This window comes from Pseudovibrio ascidiaceicola (assembly GCF_900114245.1).
Classification (GTDB): domain Bacteria; phylum Pseudomonadota; class Alphaproteobacteria; order Rhizobiales; family Stappiaceae; genus Pseudovibrio; species Pseudovibrio ascidiaceicola.
Window position 1 is genome coordinate 1 of sequence record NZ_FOSK01000019.1, and the last position, 22,711, is coordinate 22,711.

Consider the following 22,711-nt stretch of genomic DNA (forward strand, 5'->3'; position numbering starts at 1 on the left):
GCGCTTCGTTATAGGCCCAGCCATTGGCGGCCAGAAACGGCAGCGTCAAAGCAGCAATCGACGTGAGTGTAACGCTCTTCATCAAATTCTCCCCCCATCTCACGGTGGTTCACTCCTCAATGATCCAACCATGAAATATTTATTGCGAGAGATCGGGTATCTCTACGCTTTGCAAATATCTATGGAACGAGAATAAGTAGTTCCTCTGTGGTATATCAAAGTATTACTATGAAAATATTTCAATAAATTCCATCTTTTTTAGTGTGTTTCTGAGATTCCTTGCCGGTTGAACCTGATTTTTTGCTGATCATCTTTAAGGAAGGCAGCAATATCAAAATTTGGTGCAGCCCAAACATAAGTTTTACCTGCTTCCAGGTGAATGGAAGTTTCCTGCAATTCGTGTGGCAGTATCGCTGATTTCAGGGCAAACCTGCCGTTGCGCTTCGCCTTTACAGAAAGGAATGCGAGTTTCCCATCTTGCAGCACAGCACTGATCAGGTAGCCTCCATGAGCAGGTAAGTTGAAGAAGGCAGCGTCTTTCCAGTCTGGCGGGATTGCTGGGAAGAGCCGGATTTTCCCGCCCCAGCTTTGCAACAGCATGTCAATGGCCGCTGTCGCACCGGTAAGGGGGACTTCGACCGTGGTCGCGTCAATTCCGGCGTGTTCATAGTATTGAGTGTTGGTCAAATGCATGCGCCCGCCTGCATTGGTGTCGAGAAACGCCCGCAGATACTCATGCGCAAGATCGCCTTCGCCAATGGCAGCGTACAGTGAAGCAGCACCTGTGAAGGAATATCCAACCAGCTTTTCATGCGGTTCATGAGGTGATTTTGAGAAGCTTTGCCAGTGGTCTACGGACTTGCGGATGCGTTCTTTCTCGTCCGGCTGATCCATATTGCGCAGGTAGAACGGATAGACCATCAGCAAATGACTGTAATGTCGGTGGGCATCTGTGAGAGCTACATCTTCGCCGATCAGGTACCCGGTGTCCTCTGAATAAGGGTAATCAACAAGTTGGCCCAGAATTGCTGCGAGCTCCAGCGCTTCCTCGGTGTCTGGCTCGAGGGTTAGATAAGCAGAGATTGCCCATTTCAGGACAGCAAGATCATAGTTGCAGTTGCGGGCCGATTTATATTCTGGCGAGAAGCTCTCCGGCAAATGTATGGAGCCGTCGGGTGCCTGCGTGAAGTGGGGTCGGTAGAACTGAATCCCCTTCTTCAGGAAGCGTTTAACGACTGTTTGTAGGAGCTCCTGATCATCCTCATAAGAAGCTGCCAACCAGAGATTATGGACCAGCCAGAGGAAATTGCCGAGCGTGGCGTCCTGTACGTTTTGTGTGTGGTACGCGGTGCCATCTGCAATGCTGGCCCCTTCTGTAAAGGGCGCGATTGGCGTTGGCTTTGGTCCTGGCGGGCAGAAGTCTACGTTGGTGACCGTGTAGAGGTTATAACCATCTGTCTCTCCACCCATTTTTGCCAGCTGGTGCTCATGCTTCTGCAGCTGGCGAATGAGTGGTTTCATCAGATCAGAGCGATTACCATACGCGCAGATCCAATAGGTGAGCTGAGAGTTGAGGTTATGCCAGACGCCGGGCCACGGGGTTGTCGGATCAAACCAAACACCTTGCAGATCAATCAGCGCTCCATCTGGCCGGGTGAGGCAGCGGAGCTTGTAGAACTGGAAATCAATATAGGCTTCAAGTTCTTGATCTGGTAATGAAAACAGTGTTCTATCGGCATACTTCGACCATTCTTGCTGATGAGATTGCACTAGTGCTTCATATGGCGCGTTAAGTGTAGCCTGAAGGTTGGTGCGTGCCGTTATTGCAAGTTGACTTTTGATGTCGCGGTCATACTCAATGCGGCAGAAATGCCGGAGGCTTTGGTGATGGCGCTGTGTTGAGGTTGCGACGATCACCTCCCCAGCCTGCATGCCTCGTTCCCTATACGCTGTGCTCGTGTAAGCGCCGATATCATCGGCATATGACCGCACCTCGGCTTGCTCAAATGGTCCATTGTCGTGTGGGTGTGAGTTTCGGGTACGGGAGGACTGTGGGTTCTCGACGGGATGATAGGTGAGCGTTGAGCTGGTCATCATCTGCTTCACATCAAGGATGATGCTGTCCTTCAAGGCATGGCAGAAGCAAGTGAGGGTGATGTCTTCTTCTTCCAGCTTTAACGTGCCAGATAGGATGCCAGTGGCAAGGTCAAGCGATAACTCCACGCCTTTGATTTTGCTGGAGAAGGTGAGCTCGCAATGCCCAAGTGGCTTGCGGTGAGCCATCACCTCGGGGTTGACGTTGTAAACATCCGCCCGCCCCAGAGCCAATTGCAGTGTAGTTTCGCTGGTCTGGAATAGCATGACCCCGACCAGCCCTGAGCCCAGCAATATACTCTCTTGCTGGCGTTGTGGCAGGGCAGTGTACCGCACCTTGTTCCTTCTGAGTTTGCTGAGCTGGGCGTCGCGGCTGATCTGTTCAATATTGCTCTGTTCCAGAAGGGGCATACTCAATCCAAAAAAATACAAACTGGCGAAATGGGTTCGCCAGAGACTAACGGAGTGTTTTGTCGCAGGGCAGCACAGTTTATTGAAAAATTTCAATGATCAGGCTGCTGGAGCGGAATACTTTGAAATTTCGACAAACCGACGCGAGAGCGGATGTTCGGGGGTTGCGAAGAACTCTTGCGTTTCTTTGTGTTCTACGATCCTGCCGCCTTCCATTACTGCAATGTCATCCGCCAGTTTGGCCAGTGTTTGCAGGTCGTGGGAAATGATCAGCAGACCCATGTTCATCTCCGCCCGCACCTTGCGTAGCAGCGCGGTGATTTGCTCCTGAGTCACCAGATCCAGCGCGGAGAGCGGCTCGTCCAACACCAGAAACTTTGGCTTTACGGCTAAAGCTCGTGCCAGAGCAATGCGTTGGCACTGCCCGCCGGAAAGCTGATGCGGGCGTTTTGCGGCGCAGGCGTCCTCTAGCCCCACCATATGCAGCAGATCTCGCGCCTTTCGCTGGCGCTCAGCTTTGGGCAACTTATGGATGGCTTTCAGAGGCTCGCAGATCAAGTCTAGTGCGCTTAAGAAAGGACTAAGAGCGGCCAATGGATCCTGCCACATGTAGTGGATGATATCTCCGGTCTTGCTGAGGTCTGGGAAGAAGATCTGGTGGTTGTGAAACAGTGTCTCTTGCGGTGCCGGGATGATGCCCGTCATAGCCTTGGCCAGCGTTGATTTTCCGCAGCCGGAGCGGCCTACAAGGCCTGTGGTCCGGGAAGGATGCAGGGTCAGGCTGACTTCGGAAAGCACTTGATTTGAACCGTATGCGATGGAGAGATGTCGTGCTTCTATGGTCATAGTTGAAGCCTTTCCATAGCTCTTGTGATTTCGGCGGTGGCGTGGTGGCAATCCGGCGCGATTGGCTGGTTCAAGTCGCAGGCATCTACGAGCTGGCCAGCATCCATCACCAGCACGGAGGTGCAGGTTTGGCGGACAATGCGCAGGTCGTGGCTAACGAACAGCAGAGCGGAGCCGGTTTCCTGCTGTACCACGTTGAGCGCCTCTAGCGTTTCATGTTCGGTGATGACATCAAGACCGGTGGTTGGTTCATCGGCTATCAGGACAGTTGGCTTTAAAATCAACGCCATAGCCATCATCACCCGCTGCTTCATGCCGCCGCTCAGGGCATTGGGGTATTGCTTCAGGCAGTGCTGAGGCAGTGAGACGGCCTCCAGTGCCTGGCTGATGGTCTGCTGCGCGTCCTGCCCAAACAAAGAGACGTTACCCGCCGTTTCCAGCAGCTGCGTTGCGATGGTCAGGCTGGGGTGTAAGGCACTGCCGGGGCTTTGGAAAATGCAGAAGATGCCTGTGCCTCTGATCCTCTGTTTCTCAGCGAACGGCATTGCCAGAAGGTCTTGGCCCTGAAACCGGATGGACCCGCTTGAAGTGGTGAGTGGAGCACGCAAAGCACCCGTAATCGCGTGGCAGGTCAATGACTTACCACAACCGGACTTGCCGATCAGACCCAAACGTTGGCCAGCGGAAAGGCTGAAACTTACGCCTTCTACCAGCGACTCGTTGTTTTGGGTACTGTTGGCAATGGTGAGGTTTTGCACCTGAAGAAGGGGGATATCTACCATCTGTAGGGTTTCCTCTTGTCCAGCTGAAAGCGGATGCCTTCGCCCACCAGATTGAAGCTGAGAACGGCGAGGATGATGACGATGCCCGGGGCCAGAACGACGCTGGGGCGCTCTGCAAAGAAGGGCCGTGCCTCGTTGAGCATGGCACCCCATTCTGCGGCGGGTGGTTGTGCGCCAAGGCCGAGGAAGCTGAGGGACGAGAGCACCAGCAAAAGCCCCGCCATCTCCAGAGAAAGGACCACCAGCAGAGGTGGCAGGATTTGCGGCAGGATGTGTTTTGCTATGATATTCAATGGCTTCTGCCCGCATTGGCGAGAGGCGAGAACGTACTCTTTGGAGGCTGCTTCCAGCGTTAGCGTGCGGACCAAACGTGCCAGACCTGGCCACCAGGCGAGGGCGACGCCAATAACGGCGGAGGTGAGGGACGCGCCCAGATAGCCGATGATTGCGAGGGCGAACACCAGCATGGGGAACGCGAGGAAAATATCCGCAATCCGCATCAAAACCGCATCAACCCAGCCTTTGCAGAGGGCTGAGAGTAGGCCAACTGGCAAAGCGATGGCGAGGATAAGTCCAGCTGTTGTCAGCGCTGTGCCAAGCGATAACGCCGTGCCAGTCATCAGGCGGGAAAGGATGCAGCGGCCCAGATGGTCGGTGCCGAGCGGGTAGGTTAGGCTAGGTGCGCTGAGGCGGTGCAGCAGGTCAATCTGGTTGGGTGGGTTGGGAGCAAAAGCCTCGCCGCCAATCGCCAATATGATGAAGCAGGATAGAAAGAGGCTGCCGAGCAAAAACGTGGTTTTGCCTCTGAAGAGGCTGGTTGCCCGTGAGAGGGGGATAGATTTTGCGCTATCAACGTACGCCATGGTCATCCTCCTTGAGTTGAGGCATGAGCCAATGGTTTGTCAGGTCCGCCGCAAAATTCGCTAAGAAGAACACCAGCCCCATAAACAGCAGATAAGCTTGTAAGATCGCAAAATCCCGCTCCGCAATGGCCTGCAGTGCCAGTTGCCCTAAGCCGGGCAGGTTGAAGATGTTTTCAATGATCACTGATCCACCCAGCAGGGAACCAAAGGAAATGGCCCAGTTGGTGATGAGTGGTGGCAGAATGGACTTGAACACATGGCGCCCCAGAATAGCTCTACGGGACAGGCCTTTAGTAATCGCAAGGCGGATGTAATCTTCGCTCATAACAGCGATTATCCGCTCCCTCACCAGCCGGCTCATCACTGCCGCGTTGCCAAGGGTCAGCGTGATCACAGGTAAGATCAGGTCCTGCGCATTGCCGAATTGCAGCAGGTTGAACCACCCCAAACCCAACGCGAACACCGCCAGCAGAAACAGCGCCAGCCAAAAGGAGGGCACGGAGACCAGAAACATGGTCAGCACATAGAGACTGGTGGAGACCGATGTGCGCTGTGAAACCGCCGTCACGGTACCAAGCACCAGCGACAGAGCCAGTGAGCTGACGAAAGCCAGAACGGACAGCGTCGCCGTAATCGGCAAGTGCTCTTTAAACAGCTCCAACACAGGACGGCCCGACGCGATGGACGTGCCCAGATCCAGCCGGAACAGGTCCAGCAACCAGATAAAGTAGCGCTGGATCAGAGGCTTATCCAAGCCATACTCCACCCGCAATGCCTCCACCTGCTCAGCGGTGAACGACACGCCCAAGCGGCGCAGTTCCATCTCAATAGGATCGCCGGGGGTGAGGCCGATGATTAAAAAACCAATCAGGGTCATGCCAAACAGAGTTGGAATTCCCGAAAGCGTGCGCTTGAAAACAAACTGCTTCATGTGCTGATCTTTCGTGAAAAGGCAGCACAGATCATGGTGTTGCAATGATCTGTGCTGCGCATCTCTTATTTGGTTTGGGTAACCTGACCGTAATCGATCCAGTCAGCGTGCTCGAACATCGGGATGTTCAGACCCGGACGGGACAGGTTGAAGTTCGGCACCATCAGGATTGGAATAGCAGCCAGTTTGGTCTGCACGATTTCGCGGTGCGCTTCACGAACAAGTTCAATGACTTCTTCGCGGCTCTGCGCCTGACGAGCATTGTCGAGAATGGTGTCCAGCTTGCCACCCGGCGCGGTGTACTGGTAGCCCCACGGGGTTTTGGAGTGGAACAGGTTGTACAGAAGGTAGGTTGGGTCTGCGTTGTTGTTGGAGGCGAACTCCATGTACAGATCCGCTTCACCGGTTGCCAGATAGGTGTCGTCGTAAACGCCTGAATCATCAACCTGAACCAGCTCAATGTCGATGCCGATACCGCGGAACATCTGCTCCAGCAGCTCTGGCATTGGACGCACGCTGGAAACGTTCGGGTAAGCTGCAACAAGGCGCAGTTTCAGCGGTTTGCCGTCTTTGCTGCGCATGCCGTCGCTGCCTTTGGGCCAGCCAGCTTCATCCAGCAGGGCTTCTGCCTTCTGGGTGTTGTAGTCAAAGCCGTCAACGTGCTTGTCACCAAGGCCAAACATCCAGTCTGGCAAAATGCCTTTTGCAACAACACCTTTGCCGTTGAACAGAACTTGCGCCAGCTGCTCGCGGTTGATGGCATAAGCCAGCGCCTCGCGCACGCGTTTGTCCTTCAGCGTGTCGTATGGTGCCTTGCCGTGCAGGTTGGTCAGCAGGGCCACATAACGGATCGGGCGGGATTCGTGCACCACCACAGAGCCGTCTTTTGGCAAGCTTAGCAGCATCTGTGGGGTGACTTCAGCAACGATGTCGACCTCATTGTTCTGCAGTGCCAGCAAACGCACCTGATCATCCGCGATGAAGTGATAGGTGATGTTCTCAACCTTCGGTGCATCCCCCCAGTAATCCGCATTGCGTTTCATGCTGATGGACTGTTTTGGCTTGTAGCTGTCCAGCAGGTAAGGACCTGTACCAATTGGGTTTTCCGCACGTTCACCGTTGATGGAAAACAGCGATGCCCCACGGTGGGTCATGTTTTCAATGACAAGAGAGGAGTTGATCTCGGACTTGAACGTAAAGGTGTAAGGCCCGGTCTGATCAAAGCTTTCCTGATCAATCTGCAGGAAGTCAGAGCGGCCCTGATCGTACAGCTTCAGCGCGTCGATTGCGGCTTTGGCGTCAAATGTCTGACCGTCGTGAAACTTGATGCCCTCGCGCAATTTGATGCTGTAGATGCCGTCTTTGTAGTCCCAAGTCTCAAACAACACGCCTTGCGGAATGAAGTTTTCGTCTGGTTTAACAGCCGTTTCAACGATCTGCCCGGCTGGTCGGCGGGTGGTGAAGTTGAACTTCTTCGGGTCTACGCTGTAGCGGTCTTTTTTCACCGCAATGCGCAGCTGTTGAATGTCTTCCGCCTGTGCCGCTGGCACGCCGGAAATCAGAGCAGGAAGAGACGCTGCGAGCACACCGCTGACGCCAAGTAGTTGTTTGAATTTATTCATTTCAATTCCAATCATTATCTGTAATCGAGCGAAAATCAGACAAAGACAGGAGGCGCCCGCGGAGCATGGCTTCGCCGCGAAATTGCGTAATGCCCCACCTCGTTGAGGGCGAAGATATGCTGTGGTCTTGAGATTTCAATAGCGAAGCTGCCCAAGGAGGCAGGGGTCGGTGACTTCAGCATGGCAAGGGAGAAAAGGCAGAACGCGTTGTTCTGTACGTCCTTTTGCTCGTCGTCTTCATCAGAGGTTTCGATGAAGATCTGCTGTAAGCCCTGCGAGGTGCAAATGGTGATCTCAAAACCATCTGCGCCCGCACGCGGCATCATGCCGGGCGGCGCAACAAGCTGTAGGATCACAAACCAGGTTGCGAGCCAGCAGGCCAGTACGGTTGATGGTTTCAAAGCCAAGTGAATGCACCTTGCACTTGATGAGCAATCAGAGCCAACCTCAGACATTGCCGAGATTGAGGGATGAGCTTTACGCGAGGCTGTACCCTGCGGGGTCCGTTGCATGCAAATGTGGCGTGGGTTTTCTGGCAAGCAGCCTGCAGAAAACCTGTCATTGCCATGGGTTTGCATGACGGAACAGGAATGTCTTTTGAGAAAATAGCCCTTTTATGTCAGCAAATTAGCCACAATAAGAAAGGCTGGGACAAACCAATTTATGCTCAGGCGGGAGGGGCTCTAGGGGCGGCGATGCGCACTGTCGTTTCAGCAAACGCAATGCTCGTTGGCAGTGAAACCACATCGATAGGAAGAGGAGATCCGCCGAATTCTGTGTGAGGAGAAGAGCTGAGGGCCTTTGCAACAACAGTGCCGAAGGCGCAGTTGTCGTAGGCTTGCTGTTCTTCTGCTTGCTGGAGTTCATTGCCCTGCTCGTCAAGAAGGACAGTTCGCATGCCTTGCGCGGTGCAGATGACAATCTCAAAGCCGTCCTCACCTCCGGACACCATCATGCCGGGAGGCGCAACAAGCTGCATCAATACAAACAGTGCAGCAAATACAGTCGCTTTGGCTTTTGTCAGTTTCACAGCAAACTCTAGTCACGCGTAAGTGCATTTCCGCCTTAGGCTAGTACAAAATACGTGTCAATGACTTATACTTATATGCACTGTGAGTTTATGAAAAAATTTTAGCAAATCACGCGGTAGATCGGCCCGGCTTCCTTAGTTACCAAAGTAAGAAAATATCATGTTTTCATAAGGTTACTTGGGGCAGTCAGCGCTGTGGTTACAGATGTTGGATTTATAGCGCTCAGGTAAGAGTTAAACTGCCGCAGCCTGATAGGCTTGTGTAGCGTTGAGCAGCAGAGCAGATGGGTCCGAGGCGGTTTCAGGGTATTCCTGAACCTGCAACAGGGACTGTAACCCACTGACTTCGCTTGCTTCCTGCTCTTCCTCGCTGCCGCCAAGGTTCTTTTCGCGCAGTTCGGTATAAGCCTGCGCCAGATTCGTCTGGGCTTGCGAGGCGACAGCCTGATCCTGACCGGATGGCTGTGCAGGGGCCAGAGCAGCTGCGATCACCGTGTTCAGCTTGGCGATGCTGGCTTCCGGGTCACCGGAAATGGGTGCGGAATCGATTGAGACTTCGCCGCCAATGGCATAGCTGTGACCATCCGGGCCGCGAGTTTCAGTGTAGCTCGGCGCTCCGGCGTAGGCACCACCCGCTGCTGCATGAGCTTGTTCGTGCGCACGAACTTCCGTATCACGTGTCTTAAGCTCTTGAACCTGCTCCTGTTCTCCATCAGAAAGCTGTCCGTTTTCGTTCTTGGACTTTTCAGAGGAGGAGCTTGCTGCAACCGGGTTGGCAGAAAGGTCGCTTGTGATGGTGATGGAGTCTTTGGGAACCGCATGTTCAACGAAAAAAAGACGTGGATTCCTGCTGGTTTACGCGTGCAGGCTGAGCTGCGTTGTAAGACGCAGAGCGAGCCAGTCCGGTAAATGAGGATCCAATTCCATCTATCATAGGTTGAACTTATACTAGGGACTGGTGCTTCAGGTAAAGGATTTTCTGATACACAATTTCGTTAGGTATGCTAGGATTTTGCTTCGGGTGGAGGTTGTAAACCTGTGTATTTACAGCGCATTCCAGAAATGCGTCTGCTGCTTTTCGGGTAGGGTTGCGTGCAAGAATAACGCCTTAAAGCAGTTTGTAGGATTCAGATTGCAAGCAAACTGCGTTAAAGGGAAGGCAGCGGGAGCCTTTAGGGGAATACGGGAATGATCGAAGATTTGAGCCGGTCTCAGCAGGAGATATTGGACGCTGCTGCTGAGTGTTTCATGAGAATGGGGCCGGATGTGGCTTCCATTGATGATATTGCCGGTCTTCTTGGGTCTACAAAAGGGCGTGTCTACCATCACTTCCGCTCCAAAGGTGAGCTGCTTTACGCCGTCCGCCTGCGCTCTGTTTCCCTGCTGATGGAACGGGTTAGCCCGATCGCGGCGCAGGACATACCCCCTGTCGAGAAGCTGCGAGCCATGTCCATCGCCCATGTGCTGCGCATCCTCAAGTTCCTGAGCTATCACCGCGTTGTCAGCGAAGACACTCGCATGTTTTTTCGTGGCGCGGCCAAGCCTCACGAAACGCAGATGATTGAGCAAATCATCGAAATGCGCCGCGCCTATGAGAACCTTTATCGCGGCGTGTTGACGGAAGGCATTGAGGCTGGTGTGTTTGCAAAGCAATCGGTCTCCATCACCCTGCACTCCATCATCATCCTGATGAACGGCCCATGCTTCTGGTACTCTCCACGTGCTGAGCAGACGGATAAGGATCTGGAAGAAATCGCCCGCAGTGTTTCTGACCTTGTGCTGCGTGCCGTGGTGGCTGATCCGGCGCTGTTGGAAGAGGCTTAATCCTCGCGCCAAACGGGGATATCTCGTTTGCGTTGAAATGTGCGTTGCTTTGCGCGATTTAGCGTTTTTCTGCGTTCCTCTGTGATTTGCTGGGCTTGCCACCCAGCCTCTAAACCCAACAAGACAAAACTGCTGCGGGTTGGGCAGTGTCGAAACCAGACTGCCATTGAAGACATGCTTTGTGTGTGAGCCTCTGTTGCAAACTGAGCGACTTACTTCACCAGCTTTACGTCTTTTGATTTCGTAATCTTCTTTGTTTCGGCAACAGCTTCATCACCAATCTTCTTGGCCTGTTTGTTCTCATCCCCTTTTAAGGACGCATAGCTGCGGTCCATGGTGATATCGAATGTCCCATTTACCGACGGTAATCCAACATCTTCGTATTTAAACGTCCAGACGGCTTTTTTCCCGGCGCTGGAGGCGTTGTGGTAGAATTTTGGTTTGGACTGCTTTGCGACCCGCACAACAAAAGACCCGGTTGGCAACTTTAAGCGAGCACTCAACTCATGCGCTTTTTCAAAGAGCTTCATGACCAATGGCTTGATTTCATCCGCTTGCTTTTGCTTGTTCTGATCCCCTTTTTTGGCTTCAAATAGCAAAAAGTTTCCAAGTTTCTGCAGCGTTAGATCAGCCAGCTTGCGGGCTTGTGAATCTCCGGCCAGTTTCGCGCGAGCCTGAAGGATCTTGATGCTCTGCTTTGCTTCATGTTCGCTTGGAATACTGCTACTCGACCACTTCTTGGGGAGTTCAGGTGCTTTTACTGCAGTTGGCATCTTCGACAACCTCTTTACAGACTTCCTCAAGTGAAACGCTCAAAGCTATAGTCATTGGGTTTCGACGTCTGATCAAGAGATTGGTTTCTGTTAGGCTTAAAGGTCGTGATTAGATGTTTTTTGAGGGCTTTAGAGAAAGAAATGGTTAGAGGGGTACAGTGCTCTTGCTGAAGTGTGACTGCAATCTTTTCACTCCTCAACCCGATCCTTCTCGTAGGTTTTCGCAACCGGGAATTCTGGTAGCCAGGTTTCGCGGCGGGTGGTCCAGAGCTCATAGGTTGGGTTCATCTGGTTGGGCTCGTCCAGAGCGCCCAGATGGACCTCCATTTCGCCCTCGCTGGTTGAGTAAACGGAAGATCCGCATTTGGGGCAAAAAGCGCGGCCTTGATAGGCGTTCACTTCGCCCTCAACGCTGACCTTCTCCTCAGGGTAGACCGCCGAGGCATGGAAAACAGCGCCATGATGTTTACGGCAATCCATGCAATGGCAAACGCCAACCCTGTCCGGCTCCCCCGTCGCCACAAGGCGAACTGCGCCACACAAACACCCACCCGTGACTTGTTCCATCTTAACACTCCTTCGCTATCCGGCGGGCAGGGTATAGCCAAAACTGAGGTTTGACTATCGTTGTCACTCTCGGGCCATAGCAGGCGGGGTGAGATCGGTTGGCCGATCACCCAGCCTTCATTGTGCCTGTGAGAAGTCTGGGGCAGGAAGAACGAGTTGATGGGTTTGGAATGGTGGCTTTGAAGAAGATGGTTGGTTGGCCTGCGGCAGTGCTGTTTGTGCTGGTGTTGGCTGGATGTGGCTCGATAGAGGATGACTACGAGATCGCACGGTTTGATGCGGTGGATGGGGAACTGGTGATGAACGGGGTGATCAGCTCGTCCACGCCGATTGATTTGCGGACAGCTTTGGATGAGAACCCGAAGATCAAACGCATCGTTATGGTGGATGTGCCGGGCTCGGATGATGATTACGCCAATCTGGAGGCGGGTCGCATTGTTCACGAGCGCGGGCTGACCACGGTCATTCCATCAAACGGCATTATTGCCTCTGGCGGGACAGACTTTTTCCTTGCTGGCAAAAAGCGAGTTGTGGTGAAGGGCGCGCGCATTGGTGTGCATTCGTGGAGTGCCGAGGATTATACCGCATTGGATCTGTCCAGGTCTGATGAAGAGCACGAGAAGTACCTCAAATACTACAAGAGCATTGGCATTGATCCGCTGTTTTACTGGTACACACTGGAAGCCGCCCCGCCGGAAGATGTGCACTGGATGACTGACAGCGAGATGAAGCGCTATGAAGTCGGCACGCAATACGCCGCCCGCCCATAAGGGCTTAAAGCGACACGAACATACTAAACGGGCCACGTAGCAGTGGTCCGTTGTATTCTGCCCTTGCATCCCTCCCAATCGCTTTTTAAGGATACTCTTATGAGCTTAGGGAGCCTGTGATGACTGGGACCGATCTGCAAACCAAAGGCATGCTGTGTGATCCGGGTGATCACTTCACCGGTATTTATGAGGTTGAGCGCAAGTATGCTGTTGCCGACCTTGAGGTGATCCGCTGTCAGCTGGAAGCACGTGGTGCCGTGCCTTTCACCCTTGGCAATACAGAGCAAGACATCTTCTATGACCTTGCGGACAGCCGCCTTGCCAACAACAACCAGCAACACGTGCTGCGCGTCATGCGTCCGTCAGGCCGTGCGCTCTGGATCAGCAAAGGGCCGGGACCGGACAAATGCATCTCCATGGATCTGGCAGATGCGGATCAGGCGAACGCCATGATCCTGTCTCTGGGGTTTGAGGAGGTTGAGCGACTGGAAAAGAAACGCGACATCTATTTCCTCGGCAAATTCCACGTCACGCTGGACGAGCTCCCAGGCCTTGGCCGTTTTGTTGAACTGGCCATCATGACAAATGATGCTGACAAACTGGCGCAATTCGAGCAGGAAATCGGCGAACTGGCCGACAGCTTCAACCTCTCCTCAGACGCTCTGCAAACCCAATCTTACCGCGCCATGCAACAGGCTTTGGAAGCCTAACCTGTTGCAAAATATTCGTTATTTATAAGTGTAATCCGCCGTTTTCAGGGATGCGTCGGCTAAGACTGGTAGGGTTTGTTTTAATGCAACGAAAATGTTGCATTTGATTATGCAACTATTTTGTTGCATAAGGGGGTATGACTGCAGCAGATGATCATCTTAACGCACTGTTCAAAGCACTTGGCGACAGCACGCGACGGCGAATAATTGACGAATTGTCCCGGCGTAGCAGGCAGTCGCTCTTCGAAATCCATACACGGGTTTTACAGGAATACGGTGTCGACTTAACGAGGCAGGCCTTTTCGCGGCACCTTTCAGCATTAGAGGCGGCTGGCGTACTTGTTGTCGAGTGGCAGGGGACGACGAAGTTGCATTCGTTGAACACCAAGCCACTGGCAGAGTTGCGTTCCGGATGGCTCTCTAAGTTTGGAGAGAATGAATGAAGATTTATATCACAAGCGTCTTTGTCGATGATCAGCAAAAAGCGCTGGAGTTCTATACTGAAAAGCTCGGCTTTGAGAAGAAGAACGATGTTCCTCTTGGCGAGAGCCGCTGGCTGACTGTGATCAGCAAGGAAGACGAAAACAGCATTGAGTTGCTGCTTGAACCGAGCAGCCATCCGGCAGTTTCACCCTTCAAGAAAGCTCTTTCAGCTGATGGCATTCCTGCTGCGTCTTTCAGCGTGGAAGATCTGGATAAAGAACACCAACGCCTTGAGACACTCGGTGTCAATTTTGTACAGGCCCCAAGCTCATTTGGAGATGTAAAACTCGCCGTCTTTGATGATACGTGCGGTAATCTTATCCAACTGGTTCAGCTTCCCTGATTTCTGGCGCCTGAGGGTCACTGCAACCTGCTGTGGCAGGTTCAAAACATCAAAGTGACCAGAGCTTTACATAATAATACTGAAATGGGCACCTGCCGGGCACAAAAGGTTTAAGTCCTTTTGTTAACCCGTTTGGGCTGCCCATTTTTGTCGTTTGTACCCGTTTTTCTATGCGTAAAGGCTGAAAATATTCCCAAAGGTAATCTTGGGGTTAAGTTGGGTTGTTTAGTTGATACTAAAAATATGCGCTAGGTATAAATGCATAATGAATTTAAATTTGGAATAGTTATGACTGGAATTTTAGATGCAATCAGAAGGGTCCTATTTGAATGACGGACATTTTCGCAAGTATTTTGATGCATCTGCCCCAATATACGTTAATAATGAGAATGTCTCCGCGATAATAAGTAATATAGAATATAGCCAAGAATTTCAGGTACGGATTGCAAAAATACTTCCGAAGAGGGATTTTAGCGCCTGCTATACTTCATTTAGAAACGAGGCTTGCACAATTTCAGGAAACTTTCTCCTGCAAGGATCGTTGATTGCAACCGTGGCGGGTGTTCAGCAGTTTACCCTGAATGCAGATAGAGCGAATCTCGTCAAATACGGACCGTCTACTACAAAATTTCAGATTGCCCGTGGCACCGACCTGCAGATGCTTTCCTACTCCATTTCTGAGGAGTATCTAATGCGGGCGCTCGAAAAGGATATTCCGGCTACGTTTCTACCGTTTCTGAAACCCAGTGAGCAGGGGTTCAACCTGCTGGAGTTTCGCCCAACACCTGAGATGCGGAGGCTTGTGCGGTCCGTGATCAGCAGTCCGCTGGTTGGGACGATGCGGAATCTGTTTATTGAAGGGGCGGTGCTGCAACTAATGGCACTCAAAGCCAACTTTCTCAGCAATCAGGTATCTGCCGCCGGAATGCTGAATGAGTATGAAGTGGCGAGTGTTCAACGTGCCTACAAGCTGTTGATGGGAAGCCTCAGTACGCCGCTGTCTTTGAGTGATCTGGCGTACAAAGTGAACCTTGGTGAGAAGCGGCTTAACAGTGGATTTAAGAAGATATTCGGTGGGACGGTTTTTGAAGTCTACCGCAATGAGCGGCTGGAGATTGCCCGCAAAACGATTGAGCAGAGTGACGCCTCGCTCTCCAAGATTGCGCAGCACATCGGCTACCGCCACTACAACAATTTCATAAGTGCGTTCACGCGGCAATTTGGGGTGTCTCCTGCAAAATACCGGAGACATTCGCGAGATAACCAAAACACGGAATAAGCCGCTAATTTGGAAAATATGGGGTGAAGTGGAATGGCGGAATTGGACTTTCTCAGAGAGGATGACACCTCTTTTTATCAGGAATTAGAAGGCCTTCAACTTGCATCCTGTCAATTGAAGAACCTCGTGGAAGCACTGAACATCGTTTTGACAAGCCGGCTGGAGCATACGCGAGAGTACGACATGCTGCTCACTATCAATCACGCCATTATGGGACATAATGAGGATCTGCAGGATCGAAGTTTAAGGGTTATTGCTCTGCTTCAACATGCAGCTGACCCAACCTACGTAGATTGAGGGTGATTGCAGCACTACACCCCTGTGCCGGGTGATGCGGAGAAGGAGTTCAACGGGTCAGGTAACTGGCATCAGATCAGGCCAGCCGTTGGTACTCCGCCTCTGCCCGTTCAGGAATAGCAGACAGAAAAAGGATCGAGGCTATGCCCCAAGACAATCCTCGGCAACAACAGCAGCTGGTCGAACCGGGGAGTATTCGTGTTCCTGGACTGACGGTGAAAGAGAACCCGCGCATCAACCGCATTCAGTTTGTGTTTGATGAGCAACCCAGCGAGGAGATCTGCCGGATCTTAAAGAGCAATGCGTTTCGCTGGTCTCGTCATGAGGACGCCTGGCAACGGCAGCTCAGCCTGACCAGCCGCAAAATCGCGGTAAAAGCCCTGCTGGAAATCAAGGCACTGGCGACATCTACCCGGCGCGGGCGGTGAGGGACACCGCACGCCTACACCTTGACCTCTGCTCTTTTGCTTACGCCCACCCCGCGTGCATGGTGTGGAACCTTGACATCAGCGCACCAGCGCCGTCATCATTATTAAAATTTTAGCTATTTGAGTTGGTTTGCTTTTATGTGTGGGCAACCAAACTGCTTTAAGCGGTTGGCCCTGTGCGCGCGTCCCAGGCATTTTTCTGTGTCTGATCGCAAGGTGCACCAAAGCATTGGGGTGAAGATGATTGATATTCCGACACTCTTGGAGGCGCGATCTGTTCAATCTGCGCGCTTGACCACGCGGGTGCTGTTTTCTGGCCCTGAAGATGGTGTGCCGATCTTCTTCATTCATGGCAATCTTTCTGCGGCAACGTGGTTTGAAGAAACCATGCAGCGTCTTCCGAAGTTTTTTCGCGCCATTGCACCGGACCTGCGCGGTTATGCAGGCGCTGACCCTGCTGTTGTTGTGGATGCAACCCGTGGTACCAAGGACTTTGCTGATGATCTCGCCGCGCTGATGGATGAGCTGGGTATCAAGACCGCACACATGGTCGGCCATTCGCTTGGCGGCGGTGTGCTCTGGCAGTTTCTTGCCGATTATCCGCAGCGTGTTCTGTCGCTCACGCAAGTCAGTCCATCTTCTCCATTTGGCTTTGGATGCTCCAAAGCGGATGGCACGCCGTGTTTTGAGGATGGCGCAGGCAGTGGGGCAGCAGCAGTGAACCCTGAGTTTGTTAAGCTGCTTATGGACAAAGACAGCAGCACGGGGAGCGATTTTTCTCCGCGCAATATCCTCAACACGTTTGTCTGGAAACCGCCATTTCAGCCCAAGCGGATGGAAGCATGCATGGCAACCGTGTTTGCTCAGCACACAGGCGACAAATCCTATCCGGGGGACGTGTTGCCTTCCTCCAACTGGCCAGGTGTCGCTCCGGGCCGCTTTGGCAGCATCAACGCGCTCGCACCCAACCGTCAGGCAAACCCACTTGGGTTCTGCGATGTGGATGCCAAGCCACCCGTGCTTTGGGTGCATGGTGCGGATGATCTTGTCGTCTCCGACTCCTCCATGTTCGATCTGGGTTCATTGGGCAAACTCGGTTTCCTCCCCAGTTGGCCCGGCGAAGAGGTCTTCCCACCCCAACTGATGGTCACCCAAACCTCCGACGCCCTGGACCGTTATGAGGCAAATGGTGGAAGCGTTGAGCGCTATGTGGTCAAGAAATGCGGCCACACCGCTTACATAGAAAAACCAGAGGAGTTCGACGCAGTCTTCCACGCCTTCCTGCAGAAACATGTGAGTGTGACTGAAGCCAGTTAAACGGAGCGAGTTGAGCAGGACTCAAAATACTGTCGAATTTCATCTATGAAAATGCATTGGTAAAAATAAGCTAGATAAATCATGATGTTGTCGGTTTGTTCTGGCCAGCATACGCTCACTCATACCACCCTTTTACGAAGCAGCAGTACCCGCCAGTCAGTGCAATCGGAGGGATTAGGCGCTCCGACAGAAGCAAAGCCTGGTCAAAGGAGGTGGTAGTTAGGTGAGATTTGAATTGAGGTTCAAAGTAAAAAGAGCCCGAAGACGACTGGCAGTCTACTTTCGGGCCCTCTTTAGGATAACCTAACAACAGGAGCGGGGAGTTAGCGCTTCCCGTTCCACTTACCTAATATAACGCGTCTTCCTTAAGCCTTCAAGAAACCTGAGAGACTGTAAGCCCCCTGAATGCTCAGAGGTCGGTGTGCTGCTATTGTGACTTTAGCTCCCTATAAAGGCGGAGATGCTCTGTATGTATGCAGGCGATACTCTCAGCTTTGATGACGGTGAGGCCAATACTAAGGGGAGTGTTATGTGGGTTGGAAATGGTGAGTTTGATAGCTACGGGTATTTGAAAACCGCGTTTATCAAAGGACAGATGGACGGAGAGCTGAAGCCGGACATGTGCTATCGGATTTTTGATAGGGGGGGTACAAACACTTCTCAGCAGTTTCATTTTGTGCCCGTTGATATGAACGGAAATGAATTAGGGCCTTCTGTCCTCAATACTGCTGGGAATATTGTTTATTCCATTTGGGAGAAAGGGCATCTTTCGCAAGACTGCAACATCAGCAATCTGTTCATGGCGTGAGTTTTGAAAGCGGGCCTTATAGCCCTTCAACAAAATCCTCAAACTCTGGGCGTTCATGCCATGAACCGTCCGGCCAGAGAGCTTTCATGGCTTTGACGATCGGGTCACTCCAGCCTTGTTTGCCTTGAGATTGGGCATCCAAAAGTTCGTCGCCAATCAAGCCGGGGCATGCCCGTTCCAACACCTCGATAAGGGCTTTGGCCTGTGCCAGGTCCTTAGCGATTTTAATGGTTGTATGGGCTCGTTTCTGCGAAAGGATGAGTTTGTGAACGGCATAGCGCGCAGGACGTGGCACAAAAACCGGAATGCCTGCGCCATACGGCAAGGCTGCCGGAGAGGCGTCGTCAATCAGCCAGGCAAGATATTGCAGGCTCATGGCTCCCGCATCCAACCCCTGCAGCTCTAACGGTTGTTTTTCTCCGCGCTTGCGTGTTGGCGTCAACAGATCCACCACAAACCCGATGCGAGAGCGGAAACGGGAAGGTTTTGCGCGTCCGTCCAGTTCCGGAATTGGCTCAAAGCTCGGGTCGGCATCCTTCAGGATCGAGAGCATATCGACGCCCTCATCTGCCTTGATTGCCAGTGAGGCAGCCACCAAGTCTGCATCATCGGTCGCCAGTTGAGTAGATGGCAGCGTGCATCCCAGCAGAAGCGGGTAGCATTGGTAGGCCAACGTGCCCACCAGAATGGCACCATTGCGGAACAGGCCGTGATAAGCCATCGCATCCAGCACGCGGCCCGCATAGCTGTGGGTAGACAGCACGCCGACTTTGTTGAGTACGCTCAGGTCCTTACGCCGCGCTCGCGCCCGCTCGCTGGCATGCTTGATCCGCTCGACTTTTGCCTGCGTTTCCGGCTGCAAAGCTGGCCCCACATACAGGCTCTTGCGACCAGCCCCCACGGGCATCTTGACGAAAACGTTCTCAACATTCCCCTTCGCTTGCTGATAAACCGAGCCCCGAAGAGCCCTGCTATCATCATGCGTTTTCTGAATATAATCCGCAGCGAGGTTCTGATAAGCGAGAGGAAAATCTGTCATTTGGGCAGTATAGACAGTTTGGTTTGAAAATGTCTATACCGCGTTCTGATTCCAAATGTATTGAGGTTGAAACCAATGGAATCGATTTTCCTAAGTAATGAATTGCTTCATTTATAATATTTCATGTGATTGATGCATGTAATATGATAAAATACTCCTGCCTTTAATAACGTATTTTCGTATATAACTGATTTCGTTATCAGGTTTACTGCAGACTTTCGACGAAAGAGCATGAAGCTATTCTGCAGACTCGGATTCGCCGAGATGTCCCATTATTTCCAGAGAGGGGCAGAAGCATGAATTCTGTTGATTTAAATAGTAGCAGTGTTCAGCTGTTCGAAACACAAAACCCTGTGCAGCAACCCAACTCCTCTGCGGTGCAACGGGGAGCCGATGAGGACCTTAAGACTCTTCGAGCGAACGCGTCAGGGATTGACTTTAAGCCCGTTGCCATCGGTGAAGGAACTTCGAATAGCCTTATTTCTGAAGAAACCAGAAGTGTACTGGCAGAGTTAACGGCCAGATATCACGCCGCAGAACTTGACTTTGAACTTGCTCCACTTCGAGTCGCATTTACCTCGATGAGTTCCTCGTTGATGTTTGCGGACGAAAATGAAGACTACTCAGGTCTTACAGATCGCTTTGAAAATTTTCAGGAAGGCGTGCGGGGCATGCTTGCGAGGGGTATCGAATTTAATCCTTTCAATCCGTATCTTGATAATGACAACATTCGTGAGAAACTGGAGAGCATTCTTCCGGGCAGCACGGATGGCGAGCCAAACGATCAGACAAACACCCTGACTTGGGTTCTCAATGGCGAAGCTGCAGAAAATGCAGGCATGGCAGGGATCAACGTTCTCACCTTTGATTTCTCAGAGATGTTGGCAGGTGATGCGGATGTGGCTGTAGGCGTTCTCGCAGAGGCATTTAGCAACTGGAGCGCGGCGCTTGAGGGTGTCCATGACAGTATCGGCTCTGCTCGTGATGCTCAGATTGAGATGCTTTCCAAGCCAGCAGAATCCCTCGTCTCTGAGGCTGCCGCAAACGTTGAAAAAGACATGAACGTGGATCAGGCGCGAGAAAAAGCGCAACACGTGCAAACCGAGCTCGCCAAACAGGTTTTCTCTCTTGCCAATGCGACCTCTCCAAGCGCTCTGGCGTCCTTCGGCTTGTAATGGATTGGAAAAATTGCGCCTGCTCTTGCGCCGTTCTGAAGATCTGGATGCTAAGATTCGGTATAGACAGTTTGGTTTGAAAATGTCTATACCGCGTTCTGATTCCAAATGTATTGAGGTTGAAACCAATGGAATCGATTTTCCTAAGTAATGAATTGCTTCATTTATAATGTTTCATGTGATTGATGCATGTAATATGATAAAATACTCCTGCCTTTAATAACGTATTTTCGTATATAACTGATTTCGTTATCAGGTTTACTGCAGACTTTCGACGAAAGAGCATGAAGCTATTCTGCAGACTCGGATTCGCCGAGATGTCCCATTATTTCCAGAGAGGGGCAGAAGCATGAATTCTGTTGATTTAAATAGTAGCAGTGTTCAGCTGTTCGAAACACAAAACCCTGTAGAGCGATCTAGTTCGACTCTGGCCTATTTTGAAGCAGATGAGAGTTTTAAGAGCTTTCGGGTTGACGCTGCTAAAGGCATCTTCGAGCCTGCTCCCCTGGATGCAGAAGCTGCAGACAAGGTTTACGCTGAGATCTTTGAAAAAGATTGGTCAGAGGTGACACCCAAGCTTAAGGCAATGGAGATTACTACAAAAACCATTCCGCTTAAGGCTGAGTTCTCTTTGATGAACGCTTACGCTCAGGTCGCCCACAACACGGGTAACTATTCGCTTCTTGGCGATCAGCTTTCCAAGTTTCAGGAAAACGTTCAGGCCATAGTTGCGGATGGCATCGAGTTTAATCCTGACAACCCGTATCTCAAGAATGATGAAATCCGTGAGAAACTGGAGAGCATTCTTCCGGGCAGCACGGATGGCGAGCCAAACGATCAGACAAACATCCTGACTTGGGTTCTCAATGGCGAAGCTGCAGAAAATGCAGGCATGGCAGGGATCAACGTTCTCACCTTTGATTTCTCAGAGATGTTAGCAGGTGATGCGGATGTGGCTGTAGGCGTTCTCGCAGAGGCATTTAGCAACTGGAGCGCGGCGCTTGAGGGTGTCCATGACAGTATCGGCTCTGCACGTGATGCTCAGATTGAGATGCTTTCCAAGCCAGAGGGACCTGTCGATGCTGAAGTTGCGCCGGAAATTGAAAAAGACATGCATGTAGAGTTGGCGCGGGAGAAAGCACAAACAGTGCAGTCAGAACTCGCCAAACAGGTTTTCTCTCTGGCCAATGCAACATCTCCAAGCGTTCTGGCCTCGTTCAGTTTGTAATGGACTGGATGAAGGCTCTGACCTTCGAGTTCGTGCCGTTCTGATAGCCTGATTAACATTGTGAAGAAGATGGTATAGACAGTCCACGCAAGTAATGTCTATACCGCTATCCTTCCCACACTCCACCTTTGAATGGCTGACGGGGCTCTGCAAGTTCTGTTAGGCTTCTCCTGCATTTCAGGGGAGGGGTTTATGGTGGTTGGTTTTGAGGTTGAGGGGACGACAGCGGTTATTACGCTTGATAGACCCGAGCGACGCAATGCGGTGGATGGGGAGACGGCACAGCTGCTGGTGGATGCCTTTACCCGCTTTGATAAAGACGACAGCCTTGCCGTTGCTGTGTTCACCGGGGCTCAAGGAACGTTCTGCGCGGGTGCTGACCTTAAAGCTATCTCAGAAGGCAAGCTCAACACTCTGCAAGAAGAAGGCGACTTCGCGCCGATGGGCCCGTCTCGTATGCGGCTTTCCAAGCCGGTGATTGCGGCGATTGAGGGCCATGCGGTGGCTGGTGGGCTGGAACTGGCGCTTTGGGCGGATATGCGTGTGGCCGGAAAGTCCGCCGTGTTTGGCGTCTATTGCCGACGGTTTGGCGTGCCATTGATTGATATGGGCACCATCCGCCTGCCGCGTTTGATTGGGCAGTCACGCGCTGCGGACATGATCCTGACTGGACGGAGTGTGAGTGGTGAGGAAGCAGTGACCTTTGGCCTCGTTAATCGTCTCGTGGAAGACGGAGAGGCTCTCTCCAAAGCGAAGGAATTAGCCGCTCATATCGCGCAGTTTCCGCAAATGTGCATGCGCAGTGACCGACTCTCCATGTTTGAGCAGTGGGACATGACGGAGGCTGAGGCGATCAAGAATGAGATGCGGCGTGGCCTTTCAGTGATCTCCAGCGGGGAGACCGTTTCCGGCGCAACGGCTTTCAGCCACGGCAAAGGGCGGCATGGAGTTGGCGTGGAAAGCTGACGGGCATATTGATTGCGACTGAGTAAACGCAGGATGCTCGATTTTGCGGGTCTTGCTAAGTCTGCCTGCACCTAAACTCAAATAAACATTACTTAACGGAAGGCATTTTTCTTAGCATGATATAA

The 22,711-nt window shown here is 52.1% G+C and carries 25 protein-coding genes; 13 read left to right on the forward strand and 12 right to left on the reverse strand.

Features of this window, described 5'->3' with window-relative positions; all coding sequences use genetic code 11:
- Window positions 1-258: 258 nt before the first annotated feature.
- The 9 genes from BM231_RS24765 to BM231_RS24805 form a co-directional block, all read right to left on the reverse strand.
- The gene (locus BM231_RS24765; protein ID WP_093523839.1) at window positions 259-2,505 is read right to left on the reverse strand and encodes a glycosyl hydrolase family 95 catalytic domain-containing protein; all 2,247 of its coding nucleotides are present in this window, start codon (window positions 2,503-2,505) and stop codon (window positions 259-261) included.
- Window positions 2,506-2,604: 99 nt separating this feature from the next.
- A complete protein-coding gene (locus BM231_RS24770) occupies window positions 2,605-3,351 on the reverse strand; it encodes an ABC transporter ATP-binding protein (RefSeq protein WP_093523841.1) in 747 nt (248 codons plus the stop codon).
- Window positions 3,348-4,133 carry an ATP-binding cassette domain-containing protein gene (locus BM231_RS24775; protein WP_093523843.1) on the reverse strand — a complete coding sequence of 262 codons (786 nt, stop codon included), beginning with the start codon at window positions 4,131-4,133 and terminating at the stop codon, window positions 3,348-3,350. The genes BM231_RS24770 and BM231_RS24775 overlap by 4 nt, the downstream gene beginning before the upstream one ends.
- Window positions 4,127-4,996, reverse strand: coding sequence for an ABC transporter permease (locus tag BM231_RS24780; protein ID WP_093523845.1), 870 nt, complete (start codon window positions 4,994-4,996; stop codon window positions 4,127-4,129). Before BM231_RS24780 ends, BM231_RS24775 begins: the two co-directional genes overlap by 7 nt.
- Window positions 4,983-5,927 (reverse strand): ABC transporter permease, encoded by a 945-nt coding sequence (locus tag BM231_RS24785; protein WP_063299924.1) that lies wholly within the window; start codon window positions 5,925-5,927, stop codon window positions 4,983-4,985. Before BM231_RS24785 ends, BM231_RS24780 begins: the two co-directional genes overlap by 14 nt.
- Before the next feature lie 65 nt (window positions 5,928-5,992).
- Window positions 5,993-7,549, reverse strand: coding sequence for an ABC transporter substrate-binding protein (locus tag BM231_RS24790; RefSeq protein ID WP_093523959.1), 1,557 nt, complete (start codon window positions 7,547-7,549; stop codon window positions 5,993-5,995).
- Window positions 7,550-7,584: 35 nt separating this feature from the next.
- Window positions 7,585-7,956, reverse strand: coding sequence for a DUF2946 family protein (locus tag BM231_RS24795; protein ID WP_139226400.1), 372 nt, complete (start codon window positions 7,954-7,956; stop codon window positions 7,585-7,587).
- 260 nt (window positions 7,957-8,216) lie between these two features.
- A complete protein-coding gene (locus BM231_RS24800) occupies window positions 8,217-8,579 on the reverse strand; it encodes a DUF2946 family protein (protein ID WP_093523849.1) in 363 nt (120 codons plus the stop codon).
- A gap of 234 nt (window positions 8,580-8,813) precedes the next feature.
- Complete coding sequence (locus BM231_RS24805; RefSeq protein WP_208860644.1) at window positions 8,814-9,380, reverse strand: putative metalloprotease CJM1_0395 family protein; 567 nt, start codon at window positions 9,378-9,380, stop codon at window positions 8,814-8,816.
- Between the two features lie 387 nt (window positions 9,381-9,767).
- Between BM231_RS24805 and BM231_RS24810 the strand changes: the two genes are divergently transcribed.
- Complete coding sequence (locus BM231_RS24810) at window positions 9,768-10,403, forward strand: TetR/AcrR family transcriptional regulator (protein WP_093523851.1); 636 nt, start codon at window positions 9,768-9,770, stop codon at window positions 10,401-10,403.
- Window positions 10,404-10,615: 212 nt separating this feature from the next.
- Here the strand turns inward: BM231_RS24810 and BM231_RS24815 are convergent, their stop codons facing one another.
- Together BM231_RS24815 and BM231_RS24820 are read right to left on the reverse strand one after the other, a co-directional pair.
- Complete coding sequence (locus BM231_RS24815; RefSeq protein ID WP_093523853.1) at window positions 10,616-11,176, reverse strand: hypothetical protein; 561 nt, start codon at window positions 11,174-11,176, stop codon at window positions 10,616-10,618.
- Window positions 11,177-11,365: 189 nt separating this feature from the next.
- Entirely contained in the window at window positions 11,366-11,743 is a 378-nt protein-coding gene (locus tag BM231_RS24820; protein WP_093523855.1) for a GFA family protein, read from the reverse strand.
- A 98-nt stretch (window positions 11,744-11,841) separates the two neighbouring features.
- Between BM231_RS24820 and BM231_RS24825 the strand changes: the two genes are divergently transcribed.
- From BM231_RS24825 to BM231_RS24865, 9 genes are all read left to right on the forward strand, one after another.
- Window positions 11,842-12,513 (forward strand): COG3904 family protein, encoded by a 672-nt coding sequence (locus BM231_RS24825; protein ID WP_208860633.1) that lies wholly within the window; start codon window positions 11,842-11,844, stop codon window positions 12,511-12,513.
- 119 nt (window positions 12,514-12,632) lie between these two features.
- Window positions 12,633-13,223, forward strand: a complete 591-nt coding sequence (gene cyaB, locus BM231_RS24830) for a class IV adenylate cyclase (RefSeq protein WP_093523857.1) — start codon at window positions 12,633-12,635, stop codon at window positions 13,221-13,223.
- 137 nt (window positions 13,224-13,360) lie between these two features.
- A complete protein-coding gene (locus BM231_RS24835; protein ID WP_093523859.1) occupies window positions 13,361-13,666 on the forward strand; it encodes an ArsR/SmtB family transcription factor in 306 nt (101 codons plus the stop codon).
- Window positions 13,663-14,049: a VOC family protein gene (locus tag BM231_RS24840; RefSeq protein ID WP_093523861.1), complete on the forward strand. Its 387-nt coding sequence runs from the start codon at window positions 13,663-13,665 to the stop codon at window positions 14,047-14,049. The genes BM231_RS24835 and BM231_RS24840 overlap by 4 nt, the downstream gene beginning before the upstream one ends.
- 304 nt (window positions 14,050-14,353) lie before the next feature.
- Complete coding sequence (locus BM231_RS27245) at window positions 14,354-15,328, forward strand: helix-turn-helix transcriptional regulator (RefSeq protein WP_208860634.1); 975 nt, start codon at window positions 14,354-14,356, stop codon at window positions 15,326-15,328.
- Between the two features lie 33 nt (window positions 15,329-15,361).
- Window positions 15,362-15,625 carry a hypothetical protein gene (locus BM231_RS24850; protein ID WP_063310263.1) on the forward strand — a complete coding sequence of 88 codons (264 nt, stop codon included), beginning with the start codon at window positions 15,362-15,364 and terminating at the stop codon, window positions 15,623-15,625.
- A gap of 143 nt (window positions 15,626-15,768) precedes the next feature.
- Window positions 15,769-16,053, forward strand: a complete 285-nt coding sequence (locus tag BM231_RS24855; protein WP_093523863.1) for a hypothetical protein — start codon at window positions 15,769-15,771, stop codon at window positions 16,051-16,053.
- A gap of 201 nt (window positions 16,054-16,254) precedes the next feature.
- Window positions 16,255-17,370 carry an alpha/beta fold hydrolase gene (locus BM231_RS24860; protein WP_208860635.1) on the forward strand — a complete coding sequence of 372 codons (1,116 nt, stop codon included), beginning with the start codon at window positions 16,255-16,257 and terminating at the stop codon, window positions 17,368-17,370.
- Window positions 17,371-17,839: 469 nt separating this feature from the next.
- On the forward strand, window positions 17,840-18,178 hold the full coding sequence (locus BM231_RS24865; RefSeq protein WP_063318127.1) for a hypothetical protein: 339 nt from the start codon (window positions 17,840-17,842) through the stop codon (window positions 18,176-18,178).
- A gap of 16 nt (window positions 18,179-18,194) precedes the next feature.
- On the opposite strand, the gene BM231_RS24870 is transcribed toward BM231_RS24865, so the two are convergent.
- The gene (locus tag BM231_RS24870) at window positions 18,195-19,217 is read right to left on the reverse strand and encodes a GSU2403 family nucleotidyltransferase fold protein (RefSeq protein ID WP_093523867.1); all 1,023 of its coding nucleotides are present in this window, start codon (window positions 19,215-19,217) and stop codon (window positions 18,195-18,197) included.
- A gap of 296 nt (window positions 19,218-19,513) precedes the next feature.
- On the opposite strand from BM231_RS24870, the gene BM231_RS24875 reads away from it, so the two are divergent.
- The 3 genes from BM231_RS24875 to BM231_RS24885 all read left to right on the forward strand — a co-directional run bounded on the left by BM231_RS24875 (window position 19,514) and on the right by BM231_RS24885 (window position 22,586).
- Entirely contained in the window at window positions 19,514-20,392 is an 879-nt protein-coding gene (locus tag BM231_RS24875; RefSeq protein WP_093523869.1) for a hypothetical protein, read from the forward strand.
- 349 nt (window positions 20,393-20,741) lie between these two features.
- Window positions 20,742-21,620 carry a hypothetical protein gene (locus BM231_RS24880; RefSeq protein WP_093523871.1) on the forward strand — a complete coding sequence of 293 codons (879 nt, stop codon included), beginning with the start codon at window positions 20,742-20,744 and terminating at the stop codon, window positions 21,618-21,620.
- A 192-nt stretch (window positions 21,621-21,812) separates the two neighbouring features.
- Window positions 21,813-22,586: a crotonase/enoyl-CoA hydratase family protein gene (locus BM231_RS24885; RefSeq protein ID WP_093523873.1), complete on the forward strand. Its 774-nt coding sequence runs from the start codon at window positions 21,813-21,815 to the stop codon at window positions 22,584-22,586.
- Window positions 22,587-22,711: the final 125 nt, after the last annotated feature.